This window comes from Pseudomonas sp. LARHCG127, from assembly GCF_052871455.1.
Map to the genome: position 1 here is coordinate 148,463 of NZ_JBIXJT010000011.1, position 21,454 is coordinate 169,916.

At 59.7% G+C, this 21,454-nt stretch carries 18 protein-coding genes; 7 read left to right on the forward strand and 11 right to left on the reverse strand.

Annotated elements, in window-relative coordinates:
* Positions 1-23: 23 nt before the first annotated feature.
* Together ACIPQ1_RS19490 and ACIPQ1_RS19495 are read right to left on the reverse strand one after the other, a co-directional pair.
* Entirely contained in the window at positions 24-1,730 is a 1,707-nt protein-coding gene (locus tag ACIPQ1_RS19490; RefSeq protein ID WP_446534638.1) for a ShlB/FhaC/HecB family hemolysin secretion/activation protein, read from the reverse strand.
* 325 nt (positions 1,731-2,055) lie between these two features.
* Positions 2,056-4,578, reverse strand: a complete 2,523-nt coding sequence (locus ACIPQ1_RS19495; RefSeq protein ID WP_446534639.1) for a sialidase family protein — start codon at positions 4,576-4,578, stop codon at positions 2,056-2,058.
* 352 nt (positions 4,579-4,930) lie between these two features.
* Here ACIPQ1_RS19495 and ACIPQ1_RS19500 point away from each other — a divergent pair, with 352 nt between their 5' ends.
* Complete coding sequence (locus ACIPQ1_RS19500; RefSeq protein WP_446534640.1) at positions 4,931-5,206, forward strand: hypothetical protein; 276 nt, start codon at positions 4,931-4,933, stop codon at positions 5,204-5,206.
* Between the two features lie 242 nt (positions 5,207-5,448).
* On the opposite strand, the gene ACIPQ1_RS19505 is transcribed toward ACIPQ1_RS19500, so the two are convergent.
* Positions 5,449-6,795, reverse strand: coding sequence for a DEAD/DEAH box helicase (locus tag ACIPQ1_RS19505; protein ID WP_446534641.1), 1,347 nt, complete (start codon positions 6,793-6,795; stop codon positions 5,449-5,451).
* A gap of 193 nt (positions 6,796-6,988) precedes the next feature.
* Between ACIPQ1_RS19505 and ACIPQ1_RS19510 the strand changes: the two genes are divergently transcribed.
* Positions 6,989-8,287 carry a mechanosensitive ion channel family protein gene (locus tag ACIPQ1_RS19510; protein WP_186704601.1) on the forward strand — a complete coding sequence of 433 codons (1,299 nt, stop codon included), beginning with the start codon at positions 6,989-6,991 and terminating at the stop codon, positions 8,285-8,287.
* Between the two features lie 155 nt (positions 8,288-8,442).
* On the opposite strand, the gene ACIPQ1_RS19515 is transcribed toward ACIPQ1_RS19510, so the two are convergent.
* The 3 genes from ACIPQ1_RS19515 to ACIPQ1_RS19525 form a co-directional block, all read right to left on the reverse strand.
* Positions 8,443-9,309 (reverse strand): carboxylate/amino acid/amine transporter, encoded by an 867-nt coding sequence (locus tag ACIPQ1_RS19515; protein ID WP_411386773.1) that lies wholly within the window; start codon positions 9,307-9,309, stop codon positions 8,443-8,445.
* Between the two features lie 343 nt (positions 9,310-9,652).
* Entirely contained in the window at positions 9,653-10,252 is a 600-nt protein-coding gene (locus tag ACIPQ1_RS19520; RefSeq protein ID WP_411386772.1) for an FMN-dependent NADH-azoreductase, read from the reverse strand.
* A gap of 150 nt (positions 10,253-10,402) precedes the next feature.
* Positions 10,403-10,717, reverse strand: coding sequence for a 3-phosphoglycerate kinase (locus ACIPQ1_RS19525; protein WP_411386771.1), 315 nt, complete (start codon positions 10,715-10,717; stop codon positions 10,403-10,405).
* Positions 10,718-10,767: 50 nt separating this feature from the next.
* Between ACIPQ1_RS19525 and ACIPQ1_RS19530 the strand changes: the two genes are divergently transcribed.
* From ACIPQ1_RS19530 to aqpZ, 5 genes are all read left to right on the forward strand, one after another.
* On the forward strand, positions 10,768-11,691 hold the full coding sequence (locus ACIPQ1_RS19530; protein ID WP_053120154.1) for a LysR family transcriptional regulator: 924 nt from the start codon (positions 10,768-10,770) through the stop codon (positions 11,689-11,691).
* Positions 11,692-11,705: 14 nt separating this feature from the next.
* Positions 11,706-12,509, forward strand: a complete 804-nt coding sequence (locus ACIPQ1_RS19535) for an alpha/beta fold hydrolase (RefSeq protein ID WP_411386770.1) — start codon at positions 11,706-11,708, stop codon at positions 12,507-12,509.
* Between the two features lie 4 nt (positions 12,510-12,513).
* Positions 12,514-13,077, forward strand: a complete 564-nt coding sequence (locus ACIPQ1_RS19540) for a peptidylprolyl isomerase (protein WP_411386769.1) — start codon at positions 12,514-12,516, stop codon at positions 13,075-13,077.
* An 85-nt stretch (positions 13,078-13,162) separates the two neighbouring features.
* On the forward strand, positions 13,163-14,995 hold the full coding sequence (locus ACIPQ1_RS19545) for an ABC transporter ATP-binding protein (RefSeq protein ID WP_250965625.1): 1,833 nt from the start codon (positions 13,163-13,165) through the stop codon (positions 14,993-14,995).
* Between the two features lie 402 nt (positions 14,996-15,397).
* The gene (aqpZ, locus tag ACIPQ1_RS19550) at positions 15,398-16,087 is read left to right on the forward strand and encodes an aquaporin Z (protein ID WP_446534642.1); all 690 of its coding nucleotides are present in this window, start codon (positions 15,398-15,400) and stop codon (positions 16,085-16,087) included.
* Positions 16,088-16,104: 17 nt separating this feature from the next.
* Here the strand turns inward: aqpZ and ACIPQ1_RS19555 are convergent, their stop codons facing one another.
* The 5 genes from ACIPQ1_RS19555 to ACIPQ1_RS19575 all read right to left on the reverse strand — a co-directional run bounded on the left by ACIPQ1_RS19555 (position 16,105) and on the right by ACIPQ1_RS19575 (position 21,131).
* On the reverse strand, positions 16,105-17,229 hold the full coding sequence (locus ACIPQ1_RS19555; protein WP_446534643.1) for a GNAT family N-acetyltransferase: 1,125 nt from the start codon (positions 17,227-17,229) through the stop codon (positions 16,105-16,107).
* 140 nt (positions 17,230-17,369) lie between these two features.
* A complete protein-coding gene (locus ACIPQ1_RS19560) occupies positions 17,370-18,680 on the reverse strand; it encodes an OprO/OprP family phosphate-selective porin (protein ID WP_053120140.1) in 1,311 nt (436 codons plus the stop codon).
* Between the two features lie 291 nt (positions 18,681-18,971).
* On the reverse strand, positions 18,972-19,208 hold the full coding sequence (locus ACIPQ1_RS19565) for an anti-sigma factor family protein (protein ID WP_446534644.1): 237 nt from the start codon (positions 19,206-19,208) through the stop codon (positions 18,972-18,974).
* Entirely contained in the window at positions 19,202-19,813 is a 612-nt protein-coding gene (locus ACIPQ1_RS19570) for an RNA polymerase sigma factor (RefSeq protein WP_411386765.1), read from the reverse strand. Before ACIPQ1_RS19570 ends, ACIPQ1_RS19565 begins: the two co-directional genes overlap by 7 nt.
* Before the next feature lie 196 nt (positions 19,814-20,009).
* Positions 20,010-21,131, reverse strand: a complete 1,122-nt coding sequence (locus ACIPQ1_RS19575; protein ID WP_411386764.1) for a beta-ketoacyl-ACP synthase III — start codon at positions 21,129-21,131, stop codon at positions 20,010-20,012.
* Between the last annotated feature and the right edge of the window lie 323 nt (positions 21,132-21,454).

Genomic DNA, 21,454 nt, shown 5'->3' on the forward strand with positions numbered 1-21,454 from the left:
GTTCAGGTCTCGTTGCAGCGGAATTAGAGGAGTACATCCACGCGGAAGTAGATCGGCGCTTCGCGCTCGGTCAGGGCATCCGGACGTTCCAGGGAATGGGCGAAGGTGACGCTGGCGTTCAGGTGCTCACCGCGGGCAAACAGCTCCAGTGAGTTGCTCGACATGCGTCCGTGCTGGTCGCCGTTGTAGCGACTGCCTCGAATCACACCCTGGTCATAACCGAGGCTGGTGCCGTATTCGCCGAACACCGGGCGCAGCCATTCCAACGTCACCGGGCGACTCCAGCGCAAGTCGTTGCGCCAGTAACCGCCGCTGTCGCCGGACAGCGACTGGTCCTTGTAGCCACGAATCGACGATTGCCCACCCAGGCTCATGCGCTGTGGGCTGAACAACACGTCTTCGCTGCGCTGGCCGGTCATCAGGCTGCTGAAGCTGAAGGACTCGCCCCACACCTGGAACGGTTGCAGGTAGCTGGCGGTGGCAGTGTATTTGCGGTAGCGGGCATCGGCCTGGCCGGGACCCGGATCGTTGTCGTCCTGGGCATCGAAGGCGCCGATCCCCTCTTGCATGCCCAAGTCGAGGTTGACGAAAGCATTGCCAACCCGCCGGCCATGGTTGATGCCGAACTGCGCTTCGCTGAGCCGATTACTGCTCACCGCCAGCTTGCTGTCTTCGATGAAGTTGTTGGTGCGCAGGTACGCCAGGCCCGTATTGAGGGAGGTCTTGCTCAGGGCGTCGCGGTGGATCACCCGCTCGACCCGCACCTGGTGGTTCTGGCTGTCGCCGGTCTGCTTGAAGTTGAAACCGTTGGCCGGGATCTGCGAGCGGTATTCGCTCTGGCTGTAGCTATAACTGACGTTCCACCAACCCCAGGGCAGGTTGTAATAGAGCATGGCGTTGCGGGAGGTATGCTGGTGGTCGGTCATCGCGTCATGACCACCGCGCAACATCAACTGATCGGCCAGGCCCAGCGGGCTGTCCCATTCGAAACTGCTGCCCCACTGCTGCTCGCCGGTGCTGCGCTGGCCATCGTTGCTGCGCGACAGGCCGGCGCGCCAAGGCTTTTTCGGTTCATTGGTGACCCGCACTTCACTGCCACCGACGTTCTGCCCTGGCGTCAATTCCATTTTTGCCTGGTTCGACGGCAGGCGATTGAGCTGATCGACCATCTGCTCGATCTCCCGCAGGTTGACCAACTCGCCGGTCGCACCGGGAAAAGCCATCGCCAACTCACGGTCCGATAGCTGGCTGGTCTCGGCCCCCTTGAGGCCTTCGAGCCGCCCTTCCACCACCAACACGCTCAGATGCCCGCCGGACAGATCCTGCTGCGGCAGATAGGCGCGGCTGGTGACCAAGCCCTTTTCGATGTAATGGTCAGTGATGACTTTGAGCAGTTCGTTAAGCTGCGGAACACCCAGGCATTGGCCGATGTAGGGCTTGAGCAATTGCGCGCGCTCGCCAACGGAAAGGCTGTCGGCGCCCTTGAGTTCGATGGTCTTGATGGGGAAGCAACGGGTATCGGCAGGTGCGCTCGGCTGGGCCGGCTTCGCCTCCTGGCCGGGCAGGTCCTTCAGGTCCTCCAGGCGACGGCGCTGCTCTTCGAGCAAACGATTCTGGCGCTCACGGATCAGGTCCGTGTCGCCAGGCGTGGGGGCGGCGTGAGCCAGGGTGAGTGGAGAAAGGCACAGCAAAGCCACGCACAACCTCGCCCAAAAGGCGGGTGAGGACATGTTCGATCCCTCGAGTGGAAAGTGACATCAAAATAGTGGCGCGATATTAATGAGCCATCATTTTGACGTCAACTAAATGGGTTTGGCTTTGAGGCTATTCCTAGAACCATTCATCTGAAATCAGAGGGTTCCGGTATGGGAGTACGAAAGGTCCCGGGCAGGATTGGAAATCGCCTACAAAACGAACAGGCAGCGTGGCAGGCGGGTTTCGCCCATAAAAAAACCGGACCTAAAGTCCGGTTTTTTTATCGAAAACGTGTTGCTTCTGCTTCAGGCAGCAGAGTGGTCCCCGTTTGCGACCTTCCCTGCTCGAGGTGTTTGGCCGCTATTTGCCAATACTCTCCACCACATCCTTATTCTGAAAACCCAAAGAGTATTTCAAGGCCCGCGCATTCATGGTTTTAGGATCCGGCAAGCCTACGGTTTCGGGGTTCGAAAAGCCGGTGGGGCGAGCGGAGCTACCGATATTGATGGCATCGAACAGGAAGCTGAAACCTTGCTTCAATTGGCTCTGGGCAATGCCGTGACACCCCATGCAACCGCCCATGGTCAGGGTGCTTTTCGTGCTGTGATCATAATCGGGCACCCTGATGTTCAGGAAGTCGCGAGTATTGGTCAGGACGCTGTCCTCTGGAATGGGAAATGAGTTGCTACCGCGAAACAGCTGGATCCCCGGCTGGCTGCTCTCGACCATGATATTGGCCAGGTAGTAATCCGGGTCTGTTTGCTCGCTCGACGGGATAGCCTGCACCCCTTTAAGTTTGTAATGCTTCCAGACCGAATTGGTGAATTCGCTGCTCCCGTTCATCAGCGCTTTGACCTGATCGTTGACCGCAGCAACTTCGTTAAAGACGGTTTGCGGTTGCACTACGGCAATCGGACCGGCCTGCCCCTCAGGGATCCCCTTGGTGCCGGAATAGATTTGCGGATTAACGCTCGATTTTACGAAATCCTCTCTGGGCAGGGTAACCGTATGGGTTGTGTTGCCATCAGAGAAGGTCGCGACCGGTGGATTAGGCGCTACTGCTGAGGAGGAGGGATAGTCAATCTTGTTGTAGTTGGCGATGTAGTAGAGACCTGTCGGTTTGCCGTCACTTGTCAGGGCATCTTCGTGCTCGAACGTGGCGAAGATGAAGGTCGGGTAGTTGGGCGTCTTATGGATAATGTGCAAGGCGACCAAAGCGTAGTCTTCATTGTATGCAATCGGCTTAGCATCGGTGCCCCGATAGGTCACTACAGTTGCCGTGTGGTAGCGCGATTGATTCGGTACTGGAATGTCTGCCAGCTTGCGCCATGCCGCCTTGACCTCCACCGCGCCATCGGGCAGAACGATATTGGTCTTGGGATAGCTGGTCAGGCCCTTTGCATACTCGTAAATGACAGGATTCGCTTTGGCCTCGAACAGGATCTGACTGTCATTTGAAGGGGCATAGTCGCCCCTTGCATCTGTTGTCGTCGCCGCATTTGGAGGATTCACCGGAAAAAATATGGCGTTCTGACCGATTTGAGTCGCTTCGTCCAGATTGTTGTAATGACTAAAGGTAGCGCCTGACGCCAAAGGTATACCCGACTTGATAAATTTGGTGTAGCTGTATTGCGGGTCAGAACCAAACGGACGCGTAGGTCCGCCTGCGCCGTTTTTATTGATTGCCGGAAACAATTCAGTACGGTGCGCGAAGGTTTGCCATAACAAGGGGCTGGGAGATTTTGAGACTTTGCCCGAATCCGCAAAACTGCTGGCGGGATTGCCTACGCCGCGGTTAGCGGGCAATGGTGCCGCTGCCGTATTGTTGAGGGCGAAAAAGCTGCGCCAGGCGAACGTTGCGTAATCGGTATGGCTGAGGCCTGTGGCCAGATCGGCCGGCAGTTTCGGGTTGCGTGCGGTTAGATCGCTTGTGGTAATGGCGTAGGAAACGCCCAATCCCGAGGGGTAGGCGGAACGTCCGGGAAAAGCGAAATAGGGCGCCCATTCAAGTCCATTGACTGAACCGGTTGGACCGGTTGAACTAGTTGAATAAAAAACATTGGGGCCACTGCTGATGAACAAGCGTTCATTGACCATCGCGGCACTGTTCAGGGAACTCTTGTCAGGTATACCCTTCAGGCCCTGCTTCGCGCCCCAGTTCCCGCCCCGGTCATAAGTACGCTCGAACAGGCCGCCGTTAAAAAAAGAGTAATAGACCCTCAAATCACCGTTGTAGACGACAGGTACCAGATTCACGATCGTGTCGGGACCTTCCTGGAATGCAGTTTTTTCCGTGCTCCACTTAAGGCCGTCGTAGGTCACGTAGTAAACAGCCTTGCCACTGTTTTCGTTATACAAGACGAACAACTGACCGTTGTACACGACGGCTTTGTTATTAAGGGCAGTATGGATTGTATTGACCGACTCAACAGCGGACCAATTGATGCCGTCGTCGGAATTGATGGTCTTTAACTGTTGGCGCGGGGAGTCGGCAAAGGTCAGTATCAGTTTTTGCTGGAAGACGGTGGCCGAGACGCCACTGTAGATGTTACCGACCGGGATGGGCTTCGGTGCGGACCAGACTTTTCCCTCTACTGAAGAAGAGAAATAAATATTTTTTTGATCATTGTTGCTGGCCCAGAACATGTAGACCTTGCCCTTGAACGACTGCACCACGGGGACAAAGTACGATGAACTGTAGCGCACCACGCTCGTTGAAGACGGCTTGCCACTGACGTCATCCGGGCTATCAAAGACATTCACTTCGATCCCTACGCCTTGTTGCGGCGTCGCGACAATCACGCTTTCCGCATAGCTTGAGGAGACAATAAATAGACCACACAGACACAACATCAGCCGACCGAGTATCGTTCTAAGGCTCATAGCTTTCATTCCTTGAGTGAGTGACTACCCAGGCCGCACGTGTCCCTGGGTAGTTATTCCATTGCTAAAGCATGATCTGCACCGACAGCGACGTGTTCAGGCTCAACCGTTTCTGGAGTCTCCTCCGTTGTTATTCAAGGACAGTGCATAGGTTGGAAGGCATCGACTGCAGGCACGCTCCGGCTTTTGCTGGCGGATGTGCGGCAGGTGCATCCTCCATGGTAGCCGACTGTTTAATATCGGCTAGGAGAACGCCGAAAAAGACTTCAAGTGATGGCGGCTCAAGATGAACTTTCCGGCCTATACCAGCCTCAACCCATTACCTGCCCAACAAGGAATAGGAGGCCCTGCCATGAAAACTCTCCTGACGCTCACCCTCGCCGCCACCCTCACCTGCGCCCTGCCCGCCTGGGCCGCGTGTACACCTGAGGAAGCGACCATCAAGCGTGAACAACTGGCGGATAAAATCGCCAAGCTCACCGAACAGGATCCGTCCAAGGCCAAGGAGATGAATGACGAGTTGAAGGCTATGGATCTGGAAACATCCAGCAAGGAAGTGCCGGATAAGTGCCAGTTGATCGATAAGCGTCTGCAGGAGCTGGAAGAGGCGCAGAGGAAAGCGGGGTGATCGCCGAGCGAGCACGGCCAGCTTTTGTGGCGAGGGAGCTTGCTCCCGCTGGGGTGCGAAGCGCCCCCAAACCTGAGCGTCAACATCAGGGCTGATAAACCAGTGACCCTCTCGGGGCTGCTGCGCAGCCCAGCGGGAGCAAGCTCCCTCGCCACAAGAGCCTGTTGGACGTAAGGCTGAGTAACCGCCCATAAAAAACCGGACTCAAGGTCCGGTTCTTTTTAGCAAGCGCTAACGCAGCTTCACTCAGCCGCTGGCGCCTCTGGCTTGCGCCGCTTGAGCGGGGCCATGCCGTCCTTGCTGACCAGCGACGGGGCGTCGGACTTCGGACGATTGGCAGTCTTGCGTTTGGTCGGGCCCTTGGCACCGGCTTTTTTCTTGTCGCCCTTGGCGTCGACCTTTTTCTTCTTCACGCCAACGGCCTTGCCCGACGCCTTGACCTTCTTCGGTCCGCCGTAAGTACCTTTGACTTCCTTGATGGTGCGGCGCTCGAAGCTCTGCTTGAGGTAGCGCTCGATGCTCGACATCAGGTTCCAGTCGCCGTGGCAGATCAGCGAGATCGCCAGGCCGTCGTTGCCGGCGCGGCCGGTACGACCGATGCGGTGCACGTATTCATCGCCACTGCGGGGCATGTCGAAGTTGATGACCATGTCCAGGCCATCCACGTCCAGGCCGCGGGCAGCGACGTCGGTCGCGACGAGGATCTTCACGCCGCCCTGCTTGAGGCGGTCGATGGCCAGCTTGCGGTCCTTCTGGTCCTTTTCGCCGTGCAGCACGAACGCCTTGTATTCCTGGGCCACCAGGCGGCCGTAGATGCGGTCGGCCATGGCCCGGGTGTTGGTGAACACGATGGCTTTTTCGTAGGTTTCGTTGGCCAGCAACCAGTTGACGATCTGCTCTTTGTGCTGGTTGTGGTCGGCGGTGATGATCTGCTGCCGGGTGGTGGAGTTCAGTTGGCTGACCGCGTTGAGCTGCAAGTGCTCGGGGTTGTTCAGCACCTTGGCGATCATCTCGCGCAGGCCCGAACCGCCGGTGGTGGCGGAGAACAGCATGGTCTGCTGGCGGTTGACGCACTCGTCCACCAGGCGCTGCACGTCTTCGGAAAAACCCATGTCCAACATGCGGTCGGCTTCGTCCAGCACCAGCACTTCGACTTCCTTGAGGTCGAGATTGCCGGCGTTCAACTGCTCGATCATCCGCCCCGGCGTGCCGATCAGGATGTCCGGCACCTTGCGCAGCATGGCGGCCTGGACCTTGAAGTCTTCGCCGCCGGTGATCAGGCCGGACTTGATGAAAGTGAACTGCGAGAAGCGCTCCACTTCCTTCAAGGTCTGCTGGGCCAGTTCACGGGTCGGCAGCAGGATCAGGGTCTTGATGCTGACGCGGATCTTGGCCGGACCGATCAGGCGGTTGAGGATCGGCAGCACGAACGCGGCAGTCTTGCCGCTGCCGGTTTGCGCCGTCACCCGCAGGTCACGCCCCTGGAGCGCGAGCGGAATGGCCGCTGCCTGCACCGGCGTTGGCTCGACAAATTTAAGCTCGGCCACGGCTTTGAGCAGGCGTTCGTGCAGGGCGAATTGGGAAAACACGGGTGCTACCTCGAAGAAATGCAAAAAAACAGCTGCATAGGGTAACGGTTTCGAGCGCGAAGGCCGAGTTTCTTTATACAAACGGCGGTAAATCAGTGCTTTTTTATCAGCCGATATTGTATCAACGGTCACTTGAGCAGGCTTAAATGCTCTAATCGCCCCGTCGCGTCTCTATAGAAGAATCGTTTCGTCCATGGACATCAAACAACTCTGGGTCAACATTCAAGACCTCTGGGGTGCCCTTGACCAGCACCCGCTCCTGCATTCCAGCCTCGCCCTGATGTTGCTGCTGGTCATCGCCCTGGTGCTCGGACGCGTCGCGCGCTACCTGATCCTGCACGCCGCCAAGTTGCTTGGGCGCCAGCCAGCCTTGCATTGGGTCAACGACCTGCGCCAGAACAAGGTCTTTCATCGCCTGGCGCAAATGACGCCGTCACTGATCATTCAATCCGGCCTGCACCTGGTGCCGGAACTGAGCAAGACCAGCATGATTTTCCTGGGCAATGTGGCCCTGGCGTTCACCATCCTGTTCATGGTGCTGAGTCTCAGTGCCCTGCTCAGCGCCCTGCTGGACGTCTACGCACGCACCGAACACGCGCGGACTCGCTCGATCAAAGGCTACGTGCAACTGACGAAGATGGTGCTGTATGTGTTTGGCGCGATCATCATCGTCGCCACGCTGATCGACCGCTCGCCACTGTTGCTGCTGTCGGGCCTGGGTGCGATGTCGGCGGTGATCCTGTTGGTCTACAAAGACACCCTGCTGTCGTTCGTCGCCAGCGTGCAGTTGACCAGCAACGACATGCTGCGGGTCGGCGACTGGATCGAGATGCCCCAGGTCGGCGCCGACGGTGATGTGGTGGACATCACGTTGCACACAGTCAAGGTGCAGAACTTCGACAAGACCATCGTCTCTATCCCCACCTGGCGCCTGATGTCCGAGTCGTTCAAGAACTGGCGCGGCATGCAGCAGTCCGGTGGACGACGGATCAAGCGCAGCCTGTTCATCGACGCGAGCGGCGTGCGTTTCCTGCATGACGAGGAGGAACAACGCCTGACCCAGGTCCGCCTGCTGACCGACTACATCAGCCGCAAGCAGGCCGAGCTCAAGGCCTGGAACGAGGCCCAGGGCAACGTCGCGGCGATGTCGGCCAACCGCCGGCGGATGACCAACCTGGGCACCTTCCGCGCCTATGCCCTGGCCTATTTGAAGAGCCACCCGGAGATCCAGCCGAACATGACCTGCATGGTCCGGCAGATGCAGACCACCGCCCAGGGCATCCCGCTGGAAATCTACTGTTTCACCCGCACCACCGCGTGGGCGGACTACGAGCGCATCCAGGGGGACATTTTCGATTACCTGCTGGCGGTGATGCCGGAGTTCGGATTAAACCTGTACCAGCAGCCGAGCGGCACGGACCTGCGCTCGGGGCTGCTGCCGGCGGTGCTGGGGGCGAGTCACCTGCCGGAGCCGCAGAAGCAGGTGGTCTAAAGCCAACCACATCTCCCTGTGAGAGCAGGAGCTCTTAAAGCCAACCCCATTCCCCTGTGGGAGCGAGCTTGCTCGCGATGGCGGTGCATCAGAATCATAGATGCTGACTGATACTCCGCCATCGAGAGCCACCTCGCACCCACAGGGTTCAGGGGTCAGTACGCAGGCTGAGGTTTGCGTACCCCCAACCGACTGATCCACACCGCCATCAATATCACCGCCCCACCCAGCAGCAACCGCCCCAACGCCTCATGCTGGTTCCAGATCAGCAGGTTCACCAACAGCCCCACCGGCACGTGCAGGTTGTTCATCACTGCCAGCGTCCCGCCGTTGACCAGGCACGCGCCCTTGTTCCACCAGTACAGTCCCAATGCAGTGGAAACCAGCCCGAGGAACACCAGCACACCCCATTGCAACGGCGCTTCGGGCCAGAAGTCTGGCTTGCCGAACAGCAGGAACGCCGGCAACGCCACCATCAGCGCACCGAGATAGAAATAGCCGAAACGCCGGTAATGCGGCAGGTCGCTCGGGTGACGGGCCACCAGGTGTTTGTAGAGCACCTGCCCGGCGGCATAGGTGAAGTTGGCCAGTTGCAGCAGCAAAAATCCCATGAAGAAATCCGGGTTGATCCGGTCATAACGAATCACCGCCGCACCGGCCACGGCCACCAACGCCGCGATCAATGCCCAAGGATTGAAGCGACGGTTCAGCGCGTCTTCGATCAAGGTCACGTGCAGGGGCGTGAGAATGGTGAAAAGCAGCACTTCCGGCACGGTCAAGACCCGGAAGCTCAGGTACAGGCAGACGTAGGTCACGCCGAACTGCAAGGCGCCGATCAACAGCATGCCGCGCATGAATGACGGCTCCACCTGGCGCCAGCGGGTCAACGGAATGAACACCAGCCCCGCCAGCACCACACGCACCAGCACCGCGAAATAACTGTCCACATGCCCGGCCAGGTACTCGCCAATCAGGCTGAAGGAAAACGCCTGGATCAATGTCACAAACAGTAGATAGCCCATACCGCCCCTCGTTTCGAATGGCGGCGAAGATAGCGGGTTTTACGGGTTGTCGCGAATATCTCGACACGCAGAACCCTGTGGGAGCGAGCTTGCTCGCGATGGCGGCGTATCAGTCAGCATCCATGTTTCTGACACACCGCTATCGCGAGCAAGCTCGCTCCCACACAGGGCATTGCGCGAACGGGAATTGCAGGCAAAAAAAAGCCCGATCTCGCTAAAGCGTTCAATCGGGCTGATGCACTCAGGAGCATTAGCAGTGCAAAGGGAGGTTCGATGCGCAAAACGGTTTGAAGGGAAGCGCCAGGCCACTAGACCACCTGGCGATTATCCGAGGATTAACGGATCAGGCGACTTGGGACAGTTTGGCGTTGGCCTGATTCAACCCTTTCTCCTGGAACTCACCACCCAGGTTCATGCCCTCGGCATGGATGAAGGTCACGTCGTGGATCCCGATGAAGCCCATGACCTGGCGCAGGTAGGGTTCCTGATGGTCGGTGCTGCCACCGGCGTGAATGCCGCCCCGGGCGGTGAGCACGAAGGCGCGCTTGTCGGCCAGCAGGCCTTGGGGACCGGTGGGGGTGTATTTGAACGTCACGCCGGCACGCAGCACGTGGTCGAGCCAGGCTTTCAGGGTGCTGGGAATGGCGAAGTTGTACATCGGTGCCGCCATGACCAGCACGTCGGCGGCCAGCAGCTCATCGGTCAGTTGGTTGGAGCGTTCCAGCGAGGCGTTCTCAATGTCGTTGCGCTGCTCGGCCGGCTTCATCCAGCCGCCCAGCAGATTGGCATCCAGGTGGGGCACCGGGTTGATGGCCAGGTCACGAACGCTGATTTCGTCGGCCGGGTGCGCAGCTTTCCACTGGCTGATGAAGGTTTGGGTCAGTTGACGGGAAACCGAGTCTTGCTGGCGGGCACTGCTTTCGATGATCAGAACGCGGGACATGGCTTGTAGGCTCCATCTGAGAATGTTGTCAGTCGATGGAGTGAAGGTTAAACGTGAGCATATCGATGAAAAAGCGCAAATAACTGCTGTAATGCATCGATATTTTCGTTTATAAGCGGAGCAAGCAATGTCTCCTGCCCCGCTGCCGGCCTATTTCGGCTGACAGGTCAGCTTGATGCGCAGCTTGATGATGTTGCGGTTGAACTTGGCCGTGGCGTTCTTGAACTTGCCGGCGGCGACTTCGATCTTGCGGGTGCGCGGTGACTCGGGACCGTTGCGGAACACGACGGTGCAGGCCGCGTCGGTACGGCCGTAGTTGTTGACCTGTATGGAACCGATGTCGGCATCGGTGTCATAGGCGGTGTAGTCGATGCTCAGGCCGTTGAGGTGTTTTTCCACATCGATCGGGTAGGCAAACGCCGTCAGTGGCAGCAAGGCCAGCACCACACAACAGATTTTCTTCATTCGGCAGTCTCCACCAAGGGACCGCCAGCTTAGGACAAGAGGAGCCCGATATGAAAGCGCCCCGCGTGACCCTGGATCAATGGCGCACCCTGCAGGCGGTGGTCGACCACGGCGGTTTCGCCCAGGCCGCCGATGTGCTGCATCGCTCCCAGTCGTCAGTGAGCTACACCGTGGCCCGCATGCAGGATCAACTCGGCGTGCCGTTGCTGCGCATCGATGGGCGCAAGGCCGTGCTGACCGAAGCCGGCGGCGTGCTGCTGCGCCGCTCGCGGCAATTGGTGAAACAGGCCAGCCAACTGGAAGACCTGGCCCACCACATGGAGCAGGGCTGGGAAGCGGAAGTGCGCCTGGTGGTCGACGCGGCCTATCCCAACGCCCGCCTCGTTCGCGCCTTGACCGCGTTCATGCCGCAAAGCCGCGGTTGCCGGGTGCGGCTGCGGGAAGAAGTGTTGTCGGGTGTCGAAGAAGTCCTGCTCGAAGGCGTGGCCGACCTGGCCATCAGCGGTTTCAGCATTCCCGGTTACCTGGGGGCGGAATTGAGCGACGTGGAATTCATCGCGGTGGCCCACCCCGAGCATGCCCTGCACCGCCTCAATCGCGAGCTTAACTTCCAGGACCTGGAAAGCCAGTTGCAAGTGGTCATTCGCGACTCCGGCCGCCAGCAGCCCCGGGACGTTGGCTGGCTCGGCGCCGAACAACGCTGGACCGTGGGCAGCCTGGCCACCGCCGCGAGTTTTGTCGGCAGCGGCCTGGGTTTCGCCTGGCTGCCCCGGCACATGATCGAACGAGAACTCAAGGAAGGCGTGCTCAAGCGTCTACCCTTGGAACAGGGAGGCAGCCGCAACTCGACCTTCTATCTTTTTTCAAACAAGGAAAAACCCCTGGGCCCGGCCACGCAAATCCTGATCGAACTGCTGCGCACCTTCGACACCGCGCCGCTGGATGCGCCATTCGCCGCCCCTGAACAAGCCTGACAAGGACTTCGCCCATGGCCTATTTCGAGCATGAAGGTTGCAACCTGCACTACGAGGAATACGGCCACGGCACGCCCGTGGTGCTGGTCCATGGGCTGGGCTCCAGCACCCAGGACTGGGAAAAACAGATCCCGGCGCTGTCCGCCCACTACCGCCTGATCGTGATGGATGTGCGCGGCCACGGCCGTTCCGACAAGCCCCGCGAGCGCTTCAGCATCGCCGGTTTCAGCGCCGACCTGAGCGCCCTGATCGAACATCTCGGCCTGGGCCCGGTGCATCTGGTGGGCTGGTCCATGGGCGGCATGATCTGTTTCCAATTGGCGGTGGATGAACCCGAACGGGTCAAGAGCCTGTGCATCGTCAACAGCGCGCCGGAAGTCAAAGTCCGCACGCCGGACGATTGCTGGCAATGGTTCAAGCGCTGGAGCCTGATGCGCCTGCTCAGCCTGGAGACCATCGGCAAGGCCCTCGGTGCGAAGCTGTTCCCCAAGCCCGAGCAAACCGAGTTACGCCTGGAAATGGCCCGGCGCTGGGCAAAGAACGACAAACGTGCTTATCTCGCCAGCTTCGATGCGATCGTAGGCTGGGGCGTCCAGGAACGACTTTCACAGGTTACCTGTCCAACCCTCGTCATCTGCGCCGACCATGACTACACCCCGGTGGCACTGAAAGAAGCCTATGTAAAGCATCTGCCCAACGCACGGCTGGTGGTCATCGCCGATTCACGGCACGCTACCCCGCTGGATCAACCCGAACGCTTCAACCAAACCCTGCTCGACTTTTTGACCGCAACCGATTCCACCACTCAGGATCACTGACCCCATGCTGAAAAAAATCGTCCTCGCCGCCGGCACCGTACTGTTCGCCGCCAACCTGATGGCCGCGACACCCGCCAAGGCACCGCATGTATTGCTGGACACCACCAACGGCCAGATCGAAATCGAACTGGACCCGGTCAAGGCCCCCATCAGTACCAAGAATTTCCTCGAGTACGTGGACAGCGGCTTCTACAACAACACGATTTTCCACCGCGTGATCCCGGGCTTCATGGCCCAGGGCGGCGGCTTCACCCAGCAGATGCAGCAGAAAGACACCAAGGCGCCGATCAAGAACGAAGCCAGCAATGGCCTGCACAACGTTCGCGGCACCTTGTCGATGGCCCGCACGTCCAACCCGGATTCGGCCACCAGCCAGTTCTTCATCAACGTGGCCGACAACGCCTTCCTCGACCCAGGCCGTGACGCTGGCTACGCGGTGTTCGCCAAGGTGGTCAAGGGCATGGACGTGGTGGACATCATCGTCAACTCCCAGACCACCACCAAGCAAGGCATGCAAAACGTGCCGATCGACCCTGTGATCATCAAGTCGGCCAAGCGCATCGACTGAACACACAGGGCAAGCCTGAGCGGTGCCGGCAACCCCGCGCCGCTCACAGCAAATATAAGGAGAGCCCTGCCCGGGCTAGGTACCCATGGTTTACCGCCGTTTTGAAAAACTGATCGACATCTTCCGCGACGCCCCGACCTCGGCCCCGCCGGACCGCGTCCTGCCCTTCTACACGTATTACCTGAAACAAGTCTGGCCAAGCTTCGCCGCGTTGCTGGTGGTGGGCCTGGTCGGTGCGCTGATCGAAGTGGCGCTGTTCAGCTACCTGAGCCGCATCATCGACCTGACCCAGGCAACGCCCAGCGCGGATTTCTTCAAGCTCCACGGCCTGGAACTGGCCTGGATGGCTGTTGTGGCCCTGGTTTTTCGGCCCATCTTCGTGGCCCTGCATGATTTGCTGGTGCACCAGACCCTGAGTCCCAGCATGACCAGCCTGATCCGCTGGCAGAACCACAGCTACGTGCTCAAGCAGAGCCTGAACTTCTTCCAGAACGATTTCGCCGGACGCATCGCCCAGCGCATCATGCAGACCGGCAACTCCCTGCGCGACTCGGCGGTGCAGGCCGTGGACGCGCTGTGGCACGTGCTGATCTACGCCATCAGCTCACTGGTGCTCTTCGCCGAAGCCGACTGGCGCCTGATGATTCCGCTGCTGATGTGGATCGCCTCGTACATCGGCGCACTTTATTACTTCGTGCCACGGGTCAAGGAACGCTCCGTGGTGTCCTCCGATGCCCGCTCCAAGCTCATGGGACGGATCGTCGACGGTTACACCAACATCACCACCCTGAAGCTGTTCGCCCACACCAATTTCGAACAGCAATACGCCCGCGAAGCCATCGAGGAGCAGACTGAAAAAGCCCAACTGGCCGGCCGCGTGGTAACCAGCATGGACGTGGTCATCACCACCATGAACGGGCTGCTGATCGTCGGCACCACGGCCCTGGCCCTGTGGCTGTGGACCCAGTCGCTGATCAGCGTCGGCGCCATTGCCCTGGCTACCGGCCTGGTGATTCGCATCGTCAACATGTCCGGCTGGATCATGTGGGTAGTCACCGGCATCTTCGAAAATATCGGCATGGTCCAGGACGGTCTGCAGACCATCTCCCAGCCCGTCAGCGTCACCGACCGCGACGAGGCCAAGCCGCTGGCGGTGGCCCAGGGCGAGGTGCGTTTCGAGCATGTGGATTTCCACTATGGCAAGAAAAGCGGGGTCATCGGCGACCTGAACCTGGTGATCAAGCCCGGCGAGAAAATCGGCCTGATCGGCCCGTCCGGCGCGGGTAAATCCACCTTGGTCAACCTGCTGCTGCGCCTCTACGACGTACAGGGCGGGCGCATCCTCATCGATGGCCAGAATATCGCCGAAGTCGGCCAGGAAAGCCTGCGCGAGCGCATCGGCATGATCACCCAGGACACGTCGCTGCTGCATCGTTCGATTCGCGACAACCTGCTCTACGGCAAGCCCGACGCCACCGATGCGCAACTCTGGGAAGCCGTGCACAAGGCCCGGGCCGATGAGTTCATCCCGTTGCTGTCGGACGCCGAAGGCCGCACCGGCTTCGACGCCCATGTGGGTGAGCGCGGTGTGAAACTGTCCGGCGGCCAGCGCCAGCGCATCGCTATCGCACGGGTGCTGCTCAAGGACGCGCCGATCCTGATCATGGACGAAGCGACGTCAGCGCTGGACTCGGAAGTCGAGGCCGCGATCCAGGAAAGCCTTGAAACCCTGATGCAAGGCAAGACCGTGATCGCCATCGCCCACCGCCTCTCCACCATCGCCCGGATGGACCGCTTGGTGGTGCTGGAAAATGGCCGCATTGCCGAGACCGGCAGCCATGCCGAGTTGCTGGCCCATGGCGGGTTGTATGCGCGGCTGTGGCAGCATCAGACGGGTGGATTCGTGGGGATCGACTGATCTCTACCAGACACCACTGACCCCGTGGCGAGGGAGCTTGCTCCCGCTGGGGCGCGAAGCGCCCCCAAAATCTGAGTTCCAACACAATAGATCGGTTGGACACCCAGCCTTATTGGGGCTGCTACGCAGCCCAGCGGGAGCAAGCTCCCTCGCCACAGGGATCCGCTTTGAGTCCGCAATACTGAAAAATTCTGTCCAGGATCCATTTAGCCCACACAGCCACCCCATACTCCCCGCCGCCCACGGCCAAAACCGCCACAGTCCCTGACTCTGGCGGTTTTTTCATGCCGCTGGATTTGTCGATGAATCCTGCTGTACTCAGCCCAGGTTCTGGAGATGAACCTGTCGTAATGCTGCTGGGATGCATAACCGAATATCACGACTGTTTTTTCAAGGATGCTTATGTCTTTACTCAAACGTTCAACGACTGAGTTGTTGGGTACGTTCTGGCTGGTGCTGGGCGGCTGCGGCGGCGCGGTATTGGCCGCCTCCGGGATTGGCGTGCTGGGGGTGGCCCTGGCCTTCGGCTTGACGGTATTGACCATGGCGTTCGCCATCGGTCATATCTCGGGTTGCCATTTGAACCCGGCCGTTTCGTTGGGCTTGTACGTGGGGGGTCGGTTTCCAGCCAGGGAGCTGCCTGCCTACATCATCGCCCAAGTTATCGGCGGGGTGCTGGCCGCCGCGTTGATCTACTTCATCGCCAGCAGCAAGGAAGGTTTTGACCTGGCGGCGTCCGGCCTGGCCTCGAACGGTTACGGCGAGCATTCGCCCGGTGGATATTCGATGGCGGCCGGTTTCGTCACCGAACTGGCAATGACGGCGATGTTCATCCTGATCATCCTCGGCGCCACCGATAAACGCGCGCCGGCCGGGCTAGCACCGATTGCCATCGGCCTGGCCCTGACGCTCATTCACCTGATCTCGATCCCGGTCACCAACACATCCGTCAACCCGGCCCGCAGCACCGGCCCGGCGCTGCTTGTCGGCGGCTGGGCCATTGAGCAACTGTGGTTGTTCTGGGTGGCACCGCTGCTGGGCGCCATCATCGGTGGAGTCTCTTACCGCTGGCTGGGCCAGGAAAACCGCTGAGTCATTCCCGCAAAAAATCAGCACTGCCGATAAGGCAGTGCTGTTTTCGCTTCTTCGGCATACGCCAGCACGCCCTCCTGCTCCCTCATGAGGAAATCCGCCACTGCCGCCTTCAAGCCCGGGTGGCGCAGGTAATGCCACGAGCGAGTAATCACCGGCTCGAACCCGCGAATCAATTTGTGCTCACCCTGGGCACCGGCGTCAAAGCGCTGCAAACCGTGGGCAATCGCGTAGTCCATACCCTGATAGAAACAGGTCTCGAAATGCAGGCGGTCGAACTCCGCCAGGCAGCCCCAGTACCGCCCGTAGAAACTGTCACCGCCCACCAGGCTGAACGCCATCGCCACCGGCCGTGAACCTTGCTTGGCCAATACCACGCGAATGGCCTCGGGCATGCGCTCGGCCAGCAAACTGAAGAATGTCCGGGTCAAGTAAGGCGCCTGCCGTCGTATCGCGTAGGTATTGGCATAACAGGCGTAGACAAAATCCCACTGCGCCTCGTCCAGTTGACCGCCTTCCAGCCACTCGAACTCGATCCCCTGCCCCGCCACCTGCTCGCGCTCCTTGCGCATCTGCTTGCGCTTACGGGAACTGAGGGCATCGAGAAAATCCTGGAAGTCCCGATAACCGCGGTTTTGCCAGTGATATTGGCAGCCAATCCGCTGCAGCCAGCCTTCTTGCCCGGCGAGCGCCGCGTCGGTGAAAGCATCGGTGAAGTTGATGTGAGCGCTGGAAAGCCCTTCGATTTCCAGATAACCCGGCAGGCTGCCCAGCAACTCCAGGCCGTCCTCCACCCGCGCCGCCAATAATCGCGGCCCACTGACCGGGCTGAACGGCACCGCTGTCAGCAGCTTGGGGTAATAGTCGATGCCGGCGCGGGCGCAAGCGTCGGCCCAGCCGTGGTCGAACACGTATTCACCGTAGGAATGCCACTTGCGGTAACTGGGCAAGGCCGCCAGCAGCCGACCGTCTTCAATGTGCAGCAAATGCTCGGCTTGCCAACCGGATTGCGGGCCCAGGCTGGCGCTGTCTTCCAATGTGCTCAGGAAGGCGTGACGCAGGAAAGGCTGGTTGACGGGCACCAACGCGTCCCACTCCAGAGGCGCGATGGCGGACAGGCTGTCCAAGACGTGAAGCGGCATGCGGTTCCTCGAGAGCCAAACGATGGATGGAACGAGTATCGCCGATCCTGACCGGGCGCACATAAAAAAACCCCGCCAGGGGCGGGGTCGAAAGGAGCATTAACGGATGAAAGTGCAGCGGTGTATCAAATCAAGACGTTTTAGAACACGTACTGGGCACGGACAACAAAACCGTCGCCATCGTCATCGCCATTGGCGTTGGTGACTTTGTCGGTCTTGGCCTTGACGTAGGCGCCGGTGATTTTCACCGCTTCGTTGGCGTACCAGTTCACGCCCAGGTTATGCACCTTGGCTTCGGCATCGCCGACTTCACGGGTTGCCGAGGCAGTGGTGATGTTGTCGTCTTCGACGGTCATGCTGTCGAAGCGGTAGAACACTTCCCAGGCGCCGATGGATTTGTTCTGAGGCTTGATGGCGTCGAACTTGCCGACTTTATAGCCACGGGATTCACCGGTGATGGTGTAGGCACCCTGGACGTAGAAGCCGTGGCCTTTGAGGTCTTCGAAGGCGTCGCTGTCAGCCTTGGTCTTGCGGGAGATGTATTCACCCTGGATCGATGCTGGGCCCATGGCGAAAGCGGCTTCCAGGCCGAAGGCGGTGTCGGTGTCGTAGGAACCGGCCGGCGAGTTGTTGGCGCCGCCCAGGACCGGACGGTTGCCGTTAGGACCGGCATCGTTGCCGCCCAGGGTTTCAACGCCACGCATGCCCAAGCGGGAGCGGTAACGCGCGTCGAATGCGGTGTCCGAAACGTCGCGGGAGGCCACGTTCAAACCGAAGTGCAGCACGTTGCCGGCTTCGTGCATCGGGGCGAACACGAAGCGACCGTTGGCTTGCTTGATGCTGTTGCCGTCGGTGTCGTCGGTGTCTTTGCTGAATACACCGGCCGAGGCGTAGAACGAATCAGCGAAGGTGCTGGAAGCCTGGATGCCCAGACCGTTCTGATGGCCGTTGGCCCAGTCGATCAGGTCATAGGCGGCGTTACGTTCAGGCGCGGTTACCCACTTGGAGCTGGTGGCTTTTTCTAGGCCGAAGTCGGGGTCGAAGCGACCGACTTTGATCGAAACGGGCTTGAAGCCGTTATAGGCCAGGGACGCTTCGTCGAAGTAGCCGTTGTCGGAGTCGCCGCTGTTGTGGGCGAAATCGTAGTTGATGGTGTAGGCCCAATCCGTGTACAGCACACCCGACAGCTCCAGGAAGCCACGACGGATGTAAGCCGCATCGGCCTTGTCGCCATTGTCGGTGTAGATACCGTCGAACTGGCTGTAGTCAGCCTGCAAACGACCGCCGAGCTTGAAGCTGAACTCTTTGTCAGTGGTAGCGACCTCAAGGCCGCCCTTGGTTTTGACCACGATATCGGCGCCGTCGGTGGTGACGGTGCCGGCGAAAGCCTGGGCGGTTACTGCCATTGCCAGTGCGCTGGCGGCAACACCTGCGAAGTGCTTACGGATCATCGAAGAATTCCCCTGTTGGTAGTCTATGCGTTAGAAAACACGCGGAACTGGGCCCGCTGGTGTTGGGAGGGGATCTTGGCGGCCGGTTGTGTCAGGCGAGTTGCTATCACATAAAGATTTTATGACAGCGGAACTTTTTACTTCGAATGGGAATAACCAGTTCAGCCATGGAGAACCTGTGGGAGCGAGCTTGCTCGCGATAGCGGTGGTTCAGTCGGCAGTGATTTGACTGTTACACCGCTATCGCGAGCAAGCTCGCTCCCACAAGGGGTCGGTGGTGTATCGAGGGGTTTAGCGGAGGTCTTTGCGCCGTTCGGCGGCGAGTTTCTCGGCGAGGTGATCCAGGTCGGGAATCGGTGGCTGCGGCAGTTTTTTGAGGGTCGCCTGCATCAGGCGCATCTGGCGGATGAACCGTCGGCAATTGGGGCAGAACATCAGGTGATGGCGCACCAGCAGGCGTTCACGAAAGCTCAGTTGTCCGTCGAGGTAATCGCTGGAGCGGGCCACTTGTTCCTTGCAGGTCAGCATTCGCCGGTTTCCTCGAAATGTTCAACAGTCGCGAAGACCTTCAATCGGGCGCGATGCAACAGCACGCGTACATTGGAGAGCGAGATATCCAAAAGATTACAGATTTCGTCCAACTCCAGGCCCTGTTGTTCCCGCAGGGTCAGCACGCTGCCTTGCAGTTCCGACAGGCTGAGCAAGGTGTGTTCCAGGCAATCACGTAATTCACCCTCGGTGAGCAGCGCTTCGGGCGTGTCCTGGTGCCAGGCGAACGGCGCCAGCAGCCAGTGGCCGTCAGCGGCGAAACGCTCATCGCCAAGGGTGCCGTGGGGCGCCGGAAGATCGTCGAGCAACACTTCCCGCCGGTTCTGTTTGTAACGTCCCTTGGCGGCGTTGGCCGTGATGGTCAACAGCCAGGTCTTGAGGCTGGAACGTCCTTGGAAACCATGGAGATTGCGCACCACCGACAGCCATGCGTCCTGCACCACTTCGTCGGCATGGCGGCTGCCGACGATGGCATAGGCCACGGCGCGCATCGGGCTCTGGTAGGCGCTGACCAGTTCCTTGTAGGCCTGCTGTTCACCGGCCAGGAGGCGTTGGAGCAGGAGGGTGTCGTCGGTGACTGTCATTCAACATCCCAAGATCTGCAAGACTGCGATGCTTCTGTGGCGAGGGAGCTTGCTCCCGCTCGGTTGCGCAGCAACCGCAAAATCTTGGGGCCGCTTCGCCCGAAGCGTCGGACCGGCCCAGCGGGAGCAAGCTCCCTCGCCACAAAAGCTTCCCCCACAGCAAGCGCCCTTGCCCAAAAATCTGGACCAGACCAGATCAATGCTTACGCAAAATCACGCTGCCAATCGAATAACCGGCGCCAAACGAACTGAGGACAGCGACCGAACCGCTGGGCAGGTCGTCCTGGTAGGTGTGGAATGCAATCACCGAACCGGCCGAACTGGTGTTGGCGTAGCGGTCGAGAATCACCGGGGCTTCCGCTTCGGTGGCTTCGCGCCCCAGCAGCTTGCGCACGATCAGATGGTTCATGCTCAGGTTGGCCTGGTGCAGCCAGAAACGTTTCACGTCGCCAACGCTCAACTGGTTCTCTTCCAGGTGGGCACCGATCAGTTCGGCCACCATCGGACAGACATCGCGGAACACCTTGCGGCCTTCCTGGACGAACAGTTTGTCACGGCTGCCAATGCCCTCTTCCGCAGTGCGGTTGAGGAAGCCGAAGTTGTTGCGAATGTTGTTGGAGAACTTGGTCAGCAGCTTGGTACTGACCACGTCGAACTGGTACGGCGAGGTCGCCAGGTCGGCGCGTTCGATGATCACGGCAGTGGCCGCGTCGCCGAAGATGAAGTGGCTGTCACGGTCACGGAAGTTCAGGTGGCCGGTGCACACTTCCGGGTTGACCATCAAGATCGCCCGGGCCTGGCCCAGTTGCACGCTGTTGGCCGCGGCCTGGATGCCGAAGGTTGCCGAGGAGCAGGCCACGTTCATGTCGAAACCGAACCCTTCGATGCCCAGGGCTTCCTGGACTTCGATGGCGATGGCCGGGTACGCACGCTGCAAGTTGGAACAGGCGACGATCACCCCATCAATGTCGGCGGCCGTACGACCAGCGCGCTCCAGGGCCTGTTTCGCGGCGCCGACGGCCATTTCGCAGAGCACCGACCACTCATCGTTGGAGCGCTCGGGCAGGCGTGGGGTCATGCGTTGCGGATCGAGAATACCGTCCTTGTCCATGACAAAGCGGCTCTTGATGCCGGAAGCCTTTTCGATGAACGCGGCGTTGGATTCGGTCAAGGCCTCGACTTCACCACGCTCGATGGCAGCGGCGTTATCAGCGTTGAATTGGGCGACATAGGTATTGAAAGATTGCACCAGTTCTTCGTTGGAGATGCTGTTGGCCGGGGTGTACAGGCCGGTGCCGCTGATGACGACGTTATGCATGGGTCGTGTCTCTGATCTGTTCAGGCAGAAAGTATTGGCACCGACGTACCAACACGCAAAGGGACTTTTTCCATCCGGGGAAGCAGCCCTGGCATCGCTTTATTCCGATCCGCCCGTGGCATTGAAGCTCAAAACCACGGAACCGGCATTTATAGGCGCGAAGTTTGCCATAAACGCTGGGGTTTGGCCCATTCTCCCTTACTGACCACACAAAACCCTGTGGGAGCGAGCCTGCGCGCGATAGCGGTGGGTCAGCAGCATTGATTTTTGGTGGAACAACGCGATCCCGAGCAGGCGGGCACCCACAGGGGAAATGTGGTGCT